This window comes from Streptomyces sp. NPDC001508 (genome assembly GCF_040298665.1).
Lineage (GTDB): Bacteria > Actinomycetota > Actinomycetes > Streptomycetales > Streptomycetaceae > Streptomyces.
In genome coordinates this window covers 19,528-33,672 of the sequence record NZ_JBEPAP010000049.1, presented here as the reverse complement: position 1 = coordinate 33,672, position 14,145 = coordinate 19,528, and the positions used below count along the sequence as shown (strand labels likewise).

16 protein-coding genes and 2 pseudogenes are annotated in these 14,145 nt (G+C 73.5%); 10 read left to right on the top strand and 8 right to left on the bottom strand.

Annotation, left to right across the window (positions count from 1 at the left end):
- Positions 1-356: 356 nt before the first annotated feature.
- Positions 357-722: a nuclear transport factor 2 family protein gene (locus ABT245_RS32910; RefSeq protein WP_351740769.1), complete on the bottom strand. Its 366-nt coding sequence runs from the start codon at positions 720-722 to the stop codon at positions 357-359.
- Between the two features lie 172 nt (positions 723-894).
- On the opposite strand from ABT245_RS32910, the gene ABT245_RS32905 reads away from it, so the two are divergent.
- From ABT245_RS32905 to ABT245_RS32885, 5 genes and pseudogenes are all read left to right on the top strand, one after another.
- On the top strand, positions 895-1,188 hold the full coding sequence (locus ABT245_RS32905) for a hypothetical protein (protein ID WP_351740767.1): 294 nt from the start codon (positions 895-897) through the stop codon (positions 1,186-1,188).
- A 133-nt stretch (positions 1,189-1,321) separates the two neighbouring features.
- Positions 1,322-1,606 carry a metal-sensitive transcriptional regulator gene (locus ABT245_RS32900; protein ID WP_351740764.1) on the top strand — a complete coding sequence of 95 codons (285 nt, stop codon included), beginning with the start codon at positions 1,322-1,324 and terminating at the stop codon, positions 1,604-1,606.
- A gap of 304 nt (positions 1,607-1,910) precedes the next feature.
- Positions 1,911-2,996: an S-(hydroxymethyl)mycothiol dehydrogenase gene (locus ABT245_RS32895; RefSeq protein WP_351740762.1), complete on the top strand. Its 1,086-nt coding sequence runs from the start codon at positions 1,911-1,913 to the stop codon at positions 2,994-2,996.
- Positions 2,996-3,625 carry an MBL fold metallo-hydrolase gene (locus tag ABT245_RS32890; protein ID WP_351740760.1) on the top strand — a complete coding sequence of 210 codons (630 nt, stop codon included), beginning with the start codon at positions 2,996-2,998 and terminating at the stop codon, positions 3,623-3,625. The genes ABT245_RS32895 and ABT245_RS32890 overlap by 1 nt, the downstream gene beginning before the upstream one ends.
- Before the next feature lie 40 nt (positions 3,626-3,665).
- A pseudogene (locus ABT245_RS32885) lies at positions 3,666-3,905 on the top strand (DUF4180 domain-containing protein); the annotation flags it as partial.
- Here ABT245_RS32885 and ABT245_RS32880 read toward each other — a convergent pair.
- Positions 3,900-4,427 (bottom strand): hypothetical protein, encoded by a 528-nt coding sequence (locus tag ABT245_RS32880; RefSeq protein WP_351740758.1) that lies wholly within the window; start codon positions 4,425-4,427, stop codon positions 3,900-3,902. The pseudogene ABT245_RS32885 and the gene ABT245_RS32880 sit on opposite strands and share 6 nt — an antisense overlap.
- A 77-nt stretch (positions 4,428-4,504) precedes the next feature.
- On the opposite strand from ABT245_RS32880, the gene ABT245_RS32875 reads away from it, so the two are divergent.
- Together ABT245_RS32875 and ABT245_RS32870 are read left to right on the top strand one after the other, a co-directional pair.
- Positions 4,505-5,299, top strand: coding sequence for an SDR family NAD(P)-dependent oxidoreductase (locus ABT245_RS32875; protein ID WP_351740756.1), 795 nt, complete (start codon positions 4,505-4,507; stop codon positions 5,297-5,299).
- 136 nt (positions 5,300-5,435) lie between these two features.
- A complete protein-coding gene (locus tag ABT245_RS32870) occupies positions 5,436-6,131 on the top strand; it encodes a L,D-transpeptidase family protein (RefSeq protein ID WP_351740754.1) in 696 nt (231 codons plus the stop codon).
- Between the two features lie 79 nt (positions 6,132-6,210).
- Here ABT245_RS32870 and ABT245_RS46270 read toward each other — a convergent pair.
- Positions 6,211-6,356: pseudogene (locus ABT245_RS46270) on the bottom strand (gfo/Idh/MocA family oxidoreductase); the annotation flags it as partial.
- Positions 6,357-6,674: 318 nt separating this feature from the next.
- Between ABT245_RS46270 and ABT245_RS32865 the strand changes: the two are divergent.
- Entirely contained in the window at positions 6,675-6,860 is a 186-nt protein-coding gene (locus tag ABT245_RS32865) for a hypothetical protein (protein ID WP_351740751.1), read from the top strand.
- 9 nt (positions 6,861-6,869) lie between these two features.
- Here ABT245_RS32865 and ABT245_RS32860 read toward each other — a convergent pair whose 3' ends face one another.
- The 3 genes from ABT245_RS32860 to ABT245_RS32850 all read right to left on the bottom strand — a co-directional run bounded on the left by ABT245_RS32860 (position 6,870) and on the right by ABT245_RS32850 (position 10,812).
- Entirely contained in the window at positions 6,870-8,627 is a 1,758-nt protein-coding gene (locus ABT245_RS32860) for a SpoIIE family protein phosphatase (RefSeq protein ID WP_351740748.1), read from the bottom strand.
- A complete protein-coding gene (locus tag ABT245_RS32855) occupies positions 8,624-9,310 on the bottom strand; it encodes a class I SAM-dependent DNA methyltransferase (protein ID WP_502982243.1) in 687 nt (228 codons plus the stop codon). Before ABT245_RS32855 ends, ABT245_RS32860 begins: the two co-directional genes overlap by 4 nt.
- A gap of 122 nt (positions 9,311-9,432) precedes the next feature.
- Positions 9,433-10,812, bottom strand: coding sequence for a S1 family peptidase (locus ABT245_RS32850; protein WP_351740745.1), 1,380 nt, complete (start codon positions 10,810-10,812; stop codon positions 9,433-9,435).
- A gap of 353 nt (positions 10,813-11,165) precedes the next feature.
- Here ABT245_RS32850 and ABT245_RS32845 point away from each other — a divergent pair, with 353 nt between their 5' ends.
- Positions 11,166-11,552: a PPOX class F420-dependent oxidoreductase gene (locus ABT245_RS32845; RefSeq protein WP_351740742.1), complete on the top strand. Its 387-nt coding sequence runs from the start codon at positions 11,166-11,168 to the stop codon at positions 11,550-11,552.
- Positions 11,553-11,865: 313 nt separating this feature from the next.
- Here the strand turns inward: ABT245_RS32845 and ABT245_RS32840 are convergent, their stop codons facing one another.
- Positions 11,866-12,282 carry a Zn-ribbon domain-containing OB-fold protein gene (locus tag ABT245_RS32840; RefSeq protein ID WP_351740740.1) on the bottom strand — a complete coding sequence of 139 codons (417 nt, stop codon included), beginning with the start codon at positions 12,280-12,282 and terminating at the stop codon, positions 11,866-11,868.
- A gap of 150 nt (positions 12,283-12,432) precedes the next feature.
- Positions 12,433-13,158: a TetR family transcriptional regulator gene (locus tag ABT245_RS32835; protein WP_351740737.1), complete on the bottom strand. Its 726-nt coding sequence runs from the start codon at positions 13,156-13,158 to the stop codon at positions 12,433-12,435.
- Between the two features lie 173 nt (positions 13,159-13,331).
- On the opposite strand from ABT245_RS32835, the gene ABT245_RS32830 reads away from it, so the two are divergent.
- Positions 13,332-13,970 carry a peptidoglycan-binding domain-containing protein gene (locus tag ABT245_RS32830; RefSeq protein WP_351740734.1) on the top strand — a complete coding sequence of 213 codons (639 nt, stop codon included), beginning with the start codon at positions 13,332-13,334 and terminating at the stop codon, positions 13,968-13,970.
- Positions 13,971-14,145 lie beyond the last annotated feature (175 nt).

The following is a 14,145-nucleotide window of genomic DNA, read 5'->3' as shown; positions in this document are numbered from 1 at the left end:
CCGTCGTCCTGCGTGCGGCGCCGGGGCGCCGGGCGCGGGGACGACAACGGCGGTACGGCGCCCATGACCAGGCCGGGCGGGGGCACTGGAGGGGGCCTCGACGTCCCGGGGTGGGGATGGGCGGGGGCAAGGCCGCGCGCCGTGTCCACCGGAGCGGTGCGCAGGCCGCCGGTCGGTCTGCCGACCGTTCGGGTGCGCAGGCCCGCCGGCCCACGGCGACCGCCCGTGCAGGCCGCCGGGCGGCCCGTGGCGACCGTTCCGGGTGCGCCGCGCGCCGGCCCGGCCGCCGAACCCGGCCCGAGCCGAGAAGGTCCAGGTCGGGCGGGGGATGACCTGGACCCTCGCGGCCCTTCTCGCTACTCGTCCCACGCCTGGATCAGGATCTGTTCGGCGATCTTTCCGTCGCGCAGCGTGATCATGGATTCGGCGAGGACACGGACGCCGTCCGCGTACTCGCAGGACTCGCTGTAGGCGGCGTGGTCGCCCTGCACGACGCACTGCTCCAGGTGGTGCGTCATGTCGCGGCTGTAGATGTCGTCGAGCATCTCCGCTATCTGCGGCCGGCCGCGCAGGACCTTGGGGTGACTGGGCTGGGTGTGGCGGTCGACGATGCGGATCTCCGCGTCGTCCGCGTACAGCGACAGAAGGCTGTTCCCGGTGTTCCCCTCGATGCCCCGGCGCAGCGTCTCGGCGGTGAAGTCGGAGCCGGTCGCGGTGCCCATGGTGACCTCCTTCGAGGAGGCCGTGGCCCGGCGAGGAGCGGGCCGTGCGGCCCCTTCTTCGAGCGTCCTCCGCCCCGGTGGCACCGGCAAGCGCAGTCGGTGCGCTGCGCCTCACGGGTGAGCGGGGCCGGGCGCCCGTGTCCGCCGGGGACCGGGTGCCGTTGCTGAGGACATGATCCCAACACGACGTATCGTCGCCGCAGTCGGGCTCGCCGCGGGTGTCACGGGCCTCGCCGCACCGCTCGCGCACGCGGCGCCCGCGCCCGCCCGGGACGCCGGGAAGATCAGTCCGATGGCCACCCTCGACTCGCTCGCCGTGAGCGACATCCCCGAGGCGCACCGGGGCGAGGTCCCGCGCGTCTCCGAGCAGGTGCAGGGGCTGAACGGGCTGCACGGCCTCGGGGAGCTGCACCAGGTCACCGATCTGGTGGCCCCCGTGACCGGGCTGCTGCCCGCCGTCCAGTGACTGACCGCGCGCTGCCGGCCGGGGGCCGTCCGGAAACGGGCGGCCTCGCGCATGTCCGGGAACATCCGGGACCATGGGGAGGGGCGGCGGTCTAGCATACCCCTGAGGGTATACAGGGAGCGGAGGGGTGGTCGTGGAGCTGCGATTCGAGGGTGATGAGCTGTCATCGGTGCTCAACCGGTTGCGCCGGGCGCAGGGACAGATATCGGGTGTGGTCAGGATGATCGAGGAGGGCCGCGACTGCGAGGACGTGGTCACCCAGCTCGCCGCGGCCTCGCGCGCCCTCGACCGGGCGGGTTTCGCGATCATCGCGACCGGGCTCCAGCAGTGCCTCAACGGCGAGCAGGAGGACCCCGACGGTGCCACCGTCGAACAGATGAAGGCCCGACTGGAAAAACTGTTCCTGTCCCTGGCCTGAGCGCTCCGCCGGACATGCCGCGATGCGCCGTCGGTCGGCTGCGGCACCGTCGTGGCCGGTCGTTCCCCCAAGTTCTCGGCTCCGCCCGAACAGGGGCCCATCGCGGCGGAGCCGCACAGCGAAACAGCCCCGCACTCCTTGGGCGCTGTCGAACCGCGACGGACTTCGCCGGACCTGCTCGGCCACGCCCCGCTCGGGTCGCCGGTGTTACAGGTGGGTGGGCGGGGAGATCCATCGGCGGCCTCGTGGTCGCGTAGGGTCGGAGACCAGCCACATGTAGTACATCGACAGAAGGGGCCAGGCCATGGCGCAGGAAGTACGCGGCGTGATCGCACCGGGGAAGGACCAGCCGGTGCGGGTCGAGACGATCGTCGTGCCGGACCCGGGCCCCGGTGAGGCGGTCGTACGCGTCCAGGCCTGCGGCGTCTGCCACACGGACCTGCACTACAAGCAGGGCGGCATCACGGACGACTTCCCCTTCCTGCTCGGCCATGAGGCCGCCGGTGTGGTGGAGTCGGTCGGCGAGGGCGTCACCGACGTAGCCCCCGGCGACTTTGTGATCCTCAACTGGCGTGCCGTGTGCGGCAGTTGCCGGGCCTGTCTGCGCGGCCGCCCCTGGTACTGCTTCGACACGCACAACGCGCGGCAGAAGATGACCCTGACCGACGGCACCGAACTCGCCCCGGCCCTCGGCATCGGAGCCTTCGCCGAGAAGACGCTGGTAGCCGCCGGCCAGTGCACCAAGGTCGACCCGGCCGTCTCCCCGGCCGTGGCCGGCCTGCTGGGCTGCGGAGTGATGGCCGGCATCGGCGCCGCGATCAACACCGGCAACGTCGGCCGCGGCGACTCCGTGGCCGTCATCGGCTGCGGCGGCGTCGGTGACGCGGCCGTCGCCGGTTCCCGCCTGGCCGGCGCGGCGAAGATCATCGCCGTGGACATCGACGACCGCAAGCTGGCCAAGGCCCGCACCCTGGGCGCCACCCACACCGTCAACTCCCGCGAGAGCGACCCCGTCGAGGCGATCCGCGAGCTGACCGGCGGCTTCGGCGCCGATGTCGTCATCGAGGCGGTCGGCCGACCGGAGACCTACCGGCAGGCCTTCTACGCCCGCGACCTCGCCGGCACCGTCGTCCTCGTCGGTGTGCCCACCCCGGAGATGAAGCTCGAACTGCCGCTCCTGGACGTCTTCGGCCGCGGCGGCGCGCTCAAGTCCTCGTGGTACGGCGACTGCCTGCCCTCGCGTGACTTCCCCATGCTGATCGACCTGCACCTGCAAGGGCGCCTCGACCTGGAGGCGTTCGTGACCGAGACCATCCAACTCGACGAGGTGGAGAAGGCGTTCGAGCGGATGCACGGCGGCGACGTGCTGCGCTCGGTGGTGGTGCTGTGATGGCCGCGCGCATCGAACGCCTCGTCACCTCGGGCCGGTTCACCCTCGACGGCGGCAGCTGGGAGGTGGACAACAATGTGTGGATCGTCGGCGACGACGAGGAGGTCATCGTCATCGACGCCGCCCATGACGCCCGCGCCATCGCCGAGGCGGTCGGCGACCGGCGGCTGACCGCCATCGTGTGCACCCACGCCCACAACGACCACATCGACGCCGCCCCCGCGCTCGCCGACCTCACCGGCGCCACCATCTGGCTGCACCCCGACGATCTGCCGCTGTGGAAGCTGACCCACCCCGACCGGGACCCGGACGAGCACCTGGTCGACGGCCAGGTGCTGGAGGCCGCCGGCGCCGATCTGACCGTGCTGCACACCCCCGGCCACGCGCCGGGCGCCGTCTGCCTGCACGACCCCGGTCTCGCCACCGTCTTCACCGGCGACACCCTCTTCCAGGGCGGCCCGGGCGCCACCGGCCGCTCCTACTCCCACTTCCCGACGATCATCGCCTCGATCCGTGACCGACTCCTGACCCTCCCGCCCGAGACGAAGGTCCTCACCGGCCACGGCGACGCCACCACGATCGGCGCCGAGGCCCCGCACCTCGAGGAGTGGATCGCGCGCGGCCACTGAGCCGGAGAACCGCGGGGCTCGGTGGCCGAAGTTCGCCACCCACCGGCTGCGGGTCGCCGTCCGCGGCGACATCTCCGGGCACCCCGCGGGGAGCACGGCGCCGGGGGACTTCGCGTACGAGTCGAGCCAGGGCCGCCGGCTGTGGTTCCTGGCCGACTCCGCCGAACTCGACCCCGGGCTGCGCCGCCGGGACCGGCGGGCCCGGGCCGGCCAGGGCGACAGGGATGTCCGGTGTCCCGGGGAGCCTGCTCGGCGGCACCGTCGTACCAGTGTCCTATGAACGGCCCGTCGGCCAGGTCGCCGGGTGGCCGGGCGGCAGCGCGAGATCCTCCCGTACGGCCGCGTAGTAGCCCTCGCGGGCGGCCCGTTGCCGCACCAGCAGCAGCCGCCAGGCCGCGGCGTCGCGCCGCTCGTCCCGCACGAACCGCTCCATGTCCATCGCGACCACGACCCAGGCACGGGCCCGCTCCACCACCACCGGGCTGCCCAGCAGGAGCAGCGCCTCACCGGACGGGTCCCGGGCGGCGCTGGCCTCGGTCAGCAGCGGTTCCGCCTGCTGGGGCGTCAGCGGATGCGGGTGCGGATCGTTGCCGTAGTGCGCGGCGAGACGGTAGGCGAGGGTCACCGACTGCTTCACCGTCCGCGCGTAGCCGGCGTACACCGCGAGCCGCCGCTCCTCCCACCGTGCCGCCCGCTCACGCCGGAAGCGGGCCCGGTCGCCGCGGACGACCGCCAGGTACGAGCCGAGCGCGCCGATCACGACGCCCAGCAGCGCGGGCAGTTGCTGGAGGAACGCGGACATGACCACACGCTGTCCGGGCCCGGCGAAGGCGTGCCGGGATCTGTCGTGCCGATCGCCGCGGCCCTACGGTCGTCACCATGACCGAACTCCAGCGCTTCGCAGGACACGCGGCTCTCGTCACGGGCGCCGCCCGTGGCATCGGCGCGGCCGTCGCCCGCCGGCTCGCCGACGAGGGCGCGCGGGTCCTGGTGACCGACCGGGACCTGCCCGAGGCGGAACGTACCGCGGGCGCGCTGCGCGAACGCGGCCTGACGGCACGGGCGTTCGCCTGTGACGTGGCCGACCGGGCCGGAGTCGAGGCCGCGGTCGCCCATGCCGTCGGCGTCTTCGGCTCGCTCGACGTCCTCGTGTGCGGCGCCGCACAGTGCACCCCGCACGCCCCGCTCTTCGAGGACGAACCGGACGAGACCTGGGCCCAGGACCTGGACGTCACGCTCACCGGTGGCTTCCGCTGCTGCCGCGCCGCCCTCCCGCACCTGGCCGCCTCCGGCCGGGGCGCGATCGTGTTCATCGGCTCCGTCAACGGCGTCCAGGACTTCGGCAACCACGCCTACAGCGCGGCCAAGGCCGGACTCGAATCGCTGACCCGGACCCTCGCCGGGCATGCGGCCCCGCGCGGGGTCCGGGTCAATGTGGTGGTGCCCGGCACGGTGCGCACCTCGGCCTGGGAGGGGAAGGACGCCGAACTCGACGCCGTCCGCGGGCTGTACCCGCTCGGCCGGGTCGGCGAACCCGAGGACATCGCCGCCGCCGTCGCCTTCCTCGCCTCCCGTGACGCCGCCTGGATCACCGGCACCGCGCTGCGCGTCGACGGCGGACTCACCGCGGTCCACACCGGGTTCCGCGCGGCCGTGGACGGTGCGGGCGGCTGAGCGCCCGGAGTTCCCGCGGCCGAACTTCACCATTCGGTCACAACCCGGGCGGCCCTACAACCGAAGCCGTCGCACGCCTGTCTAGGTTTCAGGGACCGCGGGAGCCGCGGACGCAGCAGCAGGGGGAGGGCCCGACATGGGGCACATAGGCAGGCGCGGCGCCGTCGCGCTCGGCATCACGGGACTGGTGGCACCGCTCACGCTGGCGCTCGGCGCCGCACCGGCGCAGGCCGCGAGCTGCACCACACAGACCGGTCCGTACCAGAAGCAGGTGGAGAAGTTCCTCGGCCGTCCGGTCGACGGAAAGCAGTCCGCCGCCGACTGCAAGGCCATCCGGGCCTTCCAGAACAAGCACGGCATCACACCCAACATCGGCTACGCGGGCCCGGTGACCTGGGGCGTGATGGACCTGATGAACAAGCAGAAGGCCGTCGGGAACAACCCGAACAAGGCCGGCAAGTGCCCGGTGAACAAGGGCCGTATCGCCTGCGTCAACCTGACGCTCCAGCTGAGCTGGATCCAGGACGGCAAGAAGCTGGTGTACGGGCCGGTCCCGGTGCGCACGGGCCGCAACGGCTACGAGACCCGCACCGGACTGAAGAAGATCTACTGGCGGCACATCGACCACGTCTCGTCCATCTACGACGTGCCGATGCCCTACAGCCAGTTCTTCGACGGCGGCCAGGCCTTCCACTCGGTCGGCCTCAGCATGTGGAACCCGCCGGGCTCGCACGGCTGCGTCAACATGACCACGAAGGACGCCAAGAAGTACTGGTCGCTGCTGAAGAAGGGCGACGACGTCTTCGTCTACGGCCGCAAGCCGGGCACCTGAGCACGCCCAGCCGGGCACCTGAGCACGCCCAGCCGGGCACCTGAGCACGCCCAGGCGCCCGGCTCGCCGGTCCTCGGCTCTCCGGCGCGTCCCCGAAGCCGGGGATCGCCGGACGGGCCCCGCCCTGCCGCGCGGACTCGTGCGTGACGATCCCCGGCAGGGTGCGGCGGGCCGCGACCTGGGCCTTCACGGCACGACGTCATCCACCAGGAAGCGGTGGCTGCCGTGCAGTTCTCGCTGTCGCTGTGCCGGTGCGCCTCGTGGAAGGCGTCAGATCCGGGGCGCCACCGGCCGGGACGGCACGTGCCAGGAGATCCTCGGGCGCGCCGGGGAGGGGGTCGGGCTGATGGACGTGGTCGCGGCGGTGGTACAGGGGGCCGTGCGCGCCCAGTGTCACCCGCCGACCGCCCCCATCGCCCTGCCGGGCGTCGCCGAGGGATGAACTGCCCTGTGATCACCGGTGGATTGACGTGATGAGCAACACTGTCCGATATGTCCCGTATCGATCGTACTTACTCACCTCGTCTTCACGCCGATCGGCATATGCTTCACACCATGTCCACCACAGTTGAAGCCGCCTCCGAGCGATCGGCCGCGGAGGTCAACGAGCAGATCCGGGCCCTGTGGCTGCGGTCGGGCGGGACACTGAGCGTCGAGCAGCGCGAGGAATACCGGCGGCTCGTCCTGGAGTGGGCCGCCGCGGCCCCGCAGTCGCCGAAGGCGGCCTGAGCACCACCGTCAGCGCCCCTGCCCCGACGCGGGCAGCGACTGCTCGAACCAGACCACCTTGCCCGTGCCCAGCAGGGTCGCTCCCCAGCGCAGCGCCAGCTGCTCGACCAGGAACAGCCCCCGGCCGCCCTCGTCGCTCGGCTGGGCGTGCCGCAGCCTCGGCACCAGCGGCGAGTCGTCACCGACCTCACAGCGCAGCACGTCCGTACGCAGCAGACGCAGGGTGATCGGCCGCCCGGCGAACCGCACCGCGTTCGCCACCACCTCGCCGACCAGCAGCTCCGTATCCTCGTGCAGCACATCCAGACCCCAGCGGCGCAGCGTGCGCCGGACGAGCCTGCGGGCCTGCCCGGCGGTGCGCGGATGCGGAGCGAGATACCAGGAGGCGACGGTCTGCGGATCGAGGCCGACGAACCGGGCGGCGAGCAGCGCGATGTCGTCGTCCCGGTCCCGCGACCCCAGGATGCCCAGCGCCTCCTCGCACAGCGTCTCCAGCGCCGGGGGCGCGGCCCCGGCGGGCCCGGCCGCCGCGGCGCGCAGCCGGTCCCGTAGCCGCTCCACCCCCGCCAGCACATCCGAGTCACGGGACTCCACCAGGCCGTCGGTGTAGAGCAGCAGGGTGGCACCGGCGGGCGCGGACAGCTCGGTGGTCTCAAAACCCCCGGTGCCCACGCCGATCGGCGCCCCGGGCGGCACCCGGACGATCTGCGCCCGGCCGTCGGGGCGCAACAGCAGCGGGGGCGGATGGCCCGCGTTGGCCACCAGCAGCCGATGGCGCACCGGATCGTAGACGGCGTACAGACAGGTCGCGATGTGCCGCCCGCCCAGCCGCTCGGCCTGTTCGTCGAGATGGTGCAGCACCTCGTCCGGCGGCAGGTCGAGCCGGGCCAGGGTCTGCGCGACGGTACGCAGCTGCCCCATGATCGCCGCCGAGGTCAGGGAGTGCCCCATCACATCCCCGATGACCAGCGCGACCCGGTTGCCCGGCAGCGGAACCGCGTCGTACCAGTCGCCGCCGACCCGCGAGGTCCGGGAGGCGGGCAGATAGCGGCTGGCGAGCCGGACTCCGGTCGGCGTGGGCAGCGACGGCGGGAGCATCGTGCGCTGCAGCGCGTCGGCGAAGGACGCCTCACGGCCGTACAGCACCGCCCGGTGCACACCGAGGGCCGTGAACGCGGCGAGCTGGGAGGCGACGTACCGGTCCTCGTCGGTGAACGGCGGCCGGCCGGCCCCGCGGGCCAAGGCGACGCAGCCCAGGAACCGGCCGCCCGCGCACAGCGGGGCGAGAAGCAGGCGCCGTCCGGACGGTACGGGCCCGGACGCTTGCGCCGCCGTCAGCAGCGCGCCCACCACCGGGGCGACGCCCGGTCCTTCGCCGAACACGGGCCCGCCGGCGTCGAGCAGCCCGGTGAGCCGCACGGCCACCTCGGGCGGCACGAGGGGACCGGACGCGGGCGGGGCCGGGACGTCCGGCGGTCGCGGGGGCGTCCGCTCGGTGGCGTACAGCCGCAGCACGGAGTCGGTGGCGGGCAGCTCCTCCCCGCACGGCAGCGGATCGCTCAGATGGACGAAGACATGGTCGGCGAACGCCGGGACGGCGGCCTGGCACAGCTCGTACAGCGTCGCGTCGAGTGCCAGACCGCGGGAGATCCGCCCGGTCGCCTCGTCGAGGAAGCGCAGCCGGTCGAGCTGCGCTCCGGCGTGCTCCGGGCGGGCGTCCCGGCCGGGCCGCAGCGGACTGCGGTCGGCCCCGAGGCCCTTCGTCACCGCTCGGTCTTCCGTCTGCAGCGCAGGAAGATCTGCTCCTCGGGCTGTACGTCCGCGGAGGCCGGCGCATAGGAGTAGAGGGATTCGCCGACGATGTCGAAGCCCGCCCCGTCGACCACCTCACGCAACTCCTCCCGCAGATGGCCGGAGACCCGGACGGTGCTGCCGATGAACGGGATCGCGAAATCGTCGACGTCGGCCTCGACCATCGACAGGACGAACAGGCCCCCCGGGGCCAGCAGCCGGCGAACGGTCTCCAGCGCGAGCGGGATCTCCGCGCGCGGCAGCATGAGCAGGGCGAAGAACGCCGCGACCGCGTCGAACCGGCCCAGATCGCGGGGCCCACCGGGGCGCAGATCCGCGATGTCCAGCTGGTGGAACTCCGCCTCCGGCACATTCGTCCGGGCCAGCTCGACCATCACGCGCGACAGATCGACGCCGACGACCTCGAACCCCGCGTCCGCCAGCCGGCGCGCGGTGGGCAGTCCGGTGCCGCATCCCAGGTCCAGCACGCGGGCGCCGGGCGGCAGCGACCCGACCAGCCACTCGGCGGCGGCCACCTGGCCCTCCTTGTGCGGGAACACCTCGTCGTAGCGGTCGCCGATCGCGTCGAAGGCCTCGGCCTGGCCGCCGCGGTCGAGCTGTATGTCCCCGTAACCGGGCCGGCTGCTCGGGCTGCTCACGAATATCTCCCTCGGAGACCTCTGGGCGGACTTTTGCACGGACCGTCCGGTCTTGAGGGGCCGGAGCGCCCGGACGACCGGTGCGGAAGTCGTCACCAAGAGTAGTTGCCTTCGGGGCAGGATCAACCCCAGGTGGCCGAGTAGTGCCGCTGGTACGCCTTGCGGTCCTGTTCCGCCCGGATGTAGCGGGTGGCGACCAGTGCGACCAGACTGCCCGCGATCACCAGCAGACCGGGCCCGACGGCCCGGCCGTCGGTAAGCCGGGACAGCGCGCTCGTGTCCCGCGCGACGCCGGTGACCGGAGCCGAGGAGCCGGGCGAGGCCGCGCCGGGGGCGAGCGCGCCCTGGGTGGCGGAGGCGGACGGCCCGGGGGAGGCGGTGGCGCTCCCGGCCCCGGTGCTCGGCGCCGCGACGATCAGCCGCACATCGAGCGCGGTGAGCGCCTTGGTCACCGGCTGGAAGAACGTGGTGCCGCCCGTGGTGCAGTCGCCGCTGCCGCCGGAGGTCACGCCCAGCGCGATGCCCTCGGAGAACAGCGGGCCGCCGCTGTCGCCCGGCTCGGCGCACACATCGGTGCGCACCAGGCCGGTGACGGTGCCCTCGGGATAGTTGACGGTCGCGTCCAGCCCGGTCACCTGACCGTCGTGCAGCCCGCTGGTGCTGCCGCTGCGGAACACCCGCTGCCCGACCGTGGGATCGGCGGCACCCGTGATCTGCACGCCCCGGCCGCCGCCGACGGCCACCACGCCCGCTCCGTCGCCGGCCCGGCCGGACGCGTACGCGACGAGCGAGAAGTCGCTGCCCGGGAACTCGGTCCGCACCGTCGTGCCCAGTTTCCGGCCGCTCTGGCCGTCCGCGAACCAGAGGGTGTCGGCGGGCCCGCAGTGCCCGGCCGTCAGGATGAAGTCCCGCTGTCCGTCGGTGACGTTGAAGCCCGCCGAGCAGCGCCCGCCGGTGGACAGGATCGGCTGCGCCCCGTTCAGACGGGTGGTGAACGCGCCCCGGGTGCGCTCCATGTGGACGAAACCGCCGATGCCCGCGGCCACCCGGGACAGCCGGGACCAGTCGCCGGCGGAGACGGTCCCGTCGCCTTGCACCACCACCCGGTTGGTGCGGTAGTCCAGGGCCCACGCGGTGCCCGCGACCCGGGGCGCGGAACGCAGCGCCGCCGTGGCCGACTTCAGCTCGTTCATGCTGTGCCGTACGACCTTCGCCTCGGCCCCGGCCCGGCGTACCGAGCGCGCGGCCGCCTCGTCGGTCACCGCCACGACCGGACGGCCGTCGGCACCGGTCCAGCTCCCCGCCGTACGGGCGGTGCCGAGCCGGGCCACCAGATCGGCACCGGGGCCCGCGGTGTTCTGTGTCGCGCTGAACGGGGCGGCGGACGGGCCGGGCGGCTCGCTCGCCACGGCCCGGGCGACCATCGTGCCGCCCAGGAGGAGTCCGCCGACCGCCGCCAGCCGTGCCGTTCGCCGGACGAACCGTCGTCGTGCGTGCCTCATGCATGGCTCCCGAACCCCGAACGCGCGGTGCCGACACCGCGGGGCCCTCCGGTCGTCGAGCGCCCGCCCCTGCATACGTGGCCCGGCACGCGGGCGTTCACCACGCCCCCGGTCCCGTGTCCGGGGCCGGTGTCCCGCACGGCCTTCTAGTGCTGTGGCCGGAGAGGTTTGCCGGAAAGCTCGCGGCGTCCGGTGCGGTGCATCGCAAGGCGGAGCATCTCCCGCGTACTGGATGTACTCGGGTGATGCGACAACGCGGCGTGGGGGCACCTCCCGGCCGAAGGCTGGGGGAGTGCCGTGCCGGGCGTCGCGAGCCGGTGAACCTTTCCGGTCGCAGCACTAAACTGCCGGGCATGACCGATGCGTCGCTGGACCGGCTTGCTGCGGGCAAGTACCTCCTCGTCACCAGCTACCGCAGGGACGGCAGCCCCGTCGCCACCCCGGTCTGGGTGGTGCGCGACGGGGACGCGCTGGGCATCTGGACGGTCGCCGACTCCTGGAAGGTGAAGCGGATCCGGCGCCGCGCCGACGTCCTCGTGGGACCCTGCGATGTGCGCGGCAGGCCGACCGGCGGGCAGGTGCCCGCCACCGCCGAGGTCGGCGACGCGGCCACCACCGCCCGCTACCGCGACCGGATCGCCCGCAAGTACGGCCTCGTCGGCCGCCTCACCCTGCTCGGCAGCCGGCTGCGCCGCGGCTCGCGGGGGACCGTCGGCATCCGGCTGACGCTCACACGCTGAGCCGGCGTCAGCCGAGCGGCGGCCGGCACCCGCGCAGCGCCGCGGCCGGGCGTCCGGCGCCGGGTTCGTCCGCCGGCAGCCGGCCGGCCGTCGGGGCGGGACACCTCGCCGAGTGCATGACGGCCACGTACGCCGAACCGTCCGCGGCGAGCGGGCCCGGCTTCGGCCCGGACGCGGGCATCGGGCGGGCAGGGTCGCCGGGGGCCGCGTCGGGTCAGGTGACAGGCCACCGACGCCCCGACGATCCCGGCACCCACAGACGACCACGTTCACGCGATGACTCCCCGGGGGCGGGCCGGGGGCTGGCGGGCCGTCAGGTCCAGGCGCCGTACGGCTCGTCGACCAGTTGGAAGACCGGCTCGCCGCGCACCGGGTCCTTGGCCGTGGACAGCCGGACCCGGTCCCCGCTGTGCACACCCACCGGAGGGCCCATGACCCGGCCGCGCAGGACGAAGCCCTCGGCCATCTCGACCAGGGACACATTGCGGGCGGCGGGCGTGTTGCGGTGCAGCACCGAGGAGTGGCGGACCGTGCCGATGCCCTCGCTGCGCTCGGTGCGCAACTCGCTGCCCTGGCACACCGGGCAGAGCAGCCGGTGGTACATGGCGGTGCCGCACCAGGTGCAGCGCTGGAAGAAAAGTGCGTTGCCGGAGCCTTCCGGCTTGGGGTCGAGGACGCCCGTCGTGGTGCCGGCCACCGCACGAGCGACGTTTCCTGAGTGGTGGTACACGCTGGTCAACTCCCTGCACTCGGCCGGAATCCGGCGCGCCCGGCACCGGCCGGACACGCATGTGCGCGGTATGCCGTGGCACCGCGCACGCCGACAGGGTATGGCACTCAGTGCCAAGCGTAAAGGTACTCGGTACCCCTAATTTTCCGGTCAGTCGCGGCCCAGTGCCGCCTCCAGTTGCTGCACCACCCGCCACAGGGGTGCGTCGCGCCGGGAGACGAGGACGACCACGTCCTCCGGGCCCTCGGTGTGCGGGACTTGAGGTGTGTCAGGGGTCGTTGGCGAGGGGGCGAAGGCGGACTGCACATGGCCGAGGGCATGGTCGACGGCGGTGTCCGCGTCGCCCCGCCCGTCCGAACGCAGCCAGGAGCGCAGGGCGTTGTTGTGCGCCGCGACGACCGCGGCGGCGACCACGTCGGCCCGCAGCGTGCCGTCCGGCTCCCCGGCGAAACGCCGGCGCAGATACCCGGCCAGCGCGCGCTCGTAGCGCCACACCACGGACAGTTCGTACGCGCGCAGCCCCGGCACCTGCCGGGTGAGCCGGTAACGCTGCACGGAGAACGCCGGGTTCTCCGCGTACATCCCCAGCACCAGCCGGGCCGCGTCGCACACCCGCCGCACCGGCTCGTGCTGCTCGCCGCCCTCGGCCAGGAAGGCGGTCATCTCGGCCAGGCAGCGCTCGTGGTCGGGGAAGACCACATCCTCCTTGGAGGGGAAGTAGCGGAAGAACGACCGCCGTCCGACCCCCGCGAGCGCCACGATGTCGTCGACGGTGGTCCGTTCGTAGCCGCGTTCCAGGAACAGCCGGAAGGCCGCCGCGACCAGGGCGTCCCGCATCGGCGGCTTCGCGGCGGGGGCCGCGCTGCTGGAGCTCATGGACGCGAACGTAGCACCCGCGCGGGCCGCAACGGCACTCGGTGCACGGCCATCGGGGTACTGAGTGCTTCCGGGCGGCCCGCGTCCGCCCCGGGCCCGGCTGAACCGGAGGGCCGTCGCAGCCGTATCACTGGCCGGGGATCGCTGGCCGGGGATCGCGGAAGGAGAGCGGCGTGCCGACACCGCCGGATGCCGAGGAGCCGCAGCGCGGCCCGGTGCTGGAACCCGTCCGGGTGCTGCGGCCCCGGCGCTTCGACGCACTCGCCGAACTGATGCGGGAGATACGCCAGGACGCCGAGGGCTACGAGGCCGTCACCCCGGACCCGCGCACGGACCGGGTGGAGGAGGAGACGCAGGAACTGCCCACGGTGCGCACACCCGGCGCCCGCGCCCGCACCGGTATCGGACTGCGCCGGGCCGCCGTCGTGGCCGTCGTCGGCGCCGCCGCCCTCGTCGGCTTCGGCGGCGCCCTGCTGCTGCCCGGCCGCGGTGACGCCGCGCCGAGCGCCGGGCCGTCCCGCTCCGCCTCGGGCGCGCCACCGGCGGCGAGCGCTTCCGCCGCCGACCCCGACGGCCCCGGCACCCTGCGCGAGGGCGACAGCGGACCGGAGGTCCTCGCGCTCCAGCAACGCCTGCTGCGCATCCCGGACGTCTACCGCGACGGCCCCACCGACGGCCGCTACGACGCCGTGCTCACCGCCGCCGTGGCCCGCTTCCAGCTCTGGTACGGCATCAGGGGGGACGAGACCGGCGTCTACGGAGACGACACCCGCCGCGACCTGGAGTCCCGCACGAACCCGGGCGACGGCTGACCGCACCCGAACGACCGGGCGGGACACGGAAGAAGCGGGACACGGAAGAAGCGGGACACGGAAGAAGCGGGGCACGAAAGAAGCGGGGCACGAAAGAAGCGGGGCACGAAAGAAGCGGGGACACGAAAGAAGCGGGACACGAAAGAAGCGGGGCACGAAAGAAGCGGGGCACGTA

Coding starts and splice junctions, on each gene's coding strand:
- ABT245_RS32910 (WP_351740769.1), bottom strand. CDS start 722: ATGGGCACCGCGACCGGCTCCGACTTCACCGCCGAGACGCTGCGCCGG.
- ABT245_RS32905 (WP_351740767.1), top strand. CDS start 895: ATGATCCCAACACGACGTATCGTCGCCGCAGTCGGGCTCGCCGCGGGT.
- ABT245_RS32895 (WP_351740762.1), top strand. CDS start 1,911: ATGGCGCAGGAAGTACGCGGCGTGATCGCACCGGGGAAGGACCAGCCG.
- ABT245_RS32890 (WP_351740760.1), top strand. CDS start 2,996: ATGGCCGCGCGCATCGAACGCCTCGTCACCTCGGGCCGGTTCACCCTC.
- ABT245_RS32880 (WP_351740758.1), bottom strand. CDS start 4,427: ATGTCCGCGTTCCTCCAGCAACTGCCCGCGCTGCTGGGCGTCGTGATC.
- ABT245_RS32875 (WP_351740756.1), top strand. CDS start 4,505: ATGACCGAACTCCAGCGCTTCGCAGGACACGCGGCTCTCGTCACGGGC.
- ABT245_RS32870 (WP_351740754.1), top strand. CDS start 5,436: ATGGGGCACATAGGCAGGCGCGGCGCCGTCGCGCTCGGCATCACGGGA.
- ABT245_RS32865 (WP_351740751.1), top strand. CDS start 6,675: ATGCTTCACACCATGTCCACCACAGTTGAAGCCGCCTCCGAGCGATCG.
- ABT245_RS32850 (WP_351740745.1), bottom strand. CDS start 10,812: ATGAGGCACGCACGACGACGGTTCGTCCGGCGAACGGCACGGCTGGCG.
- ABT245_RS32845 (WP_351740742.1), top strand. CDS start 11,166: ATGACCGATGCGTCGCTGGACCGGCTTGCTGCGGGCAAGTACCTCCTC.
- ABT245_RS32835 (WP_351740737.1), bottom strand. CDS start 13,158: ATGAGCTCCAGCAGCGCGGCCCCCGCCGCGAAGCCGCCGATGCGGGAC.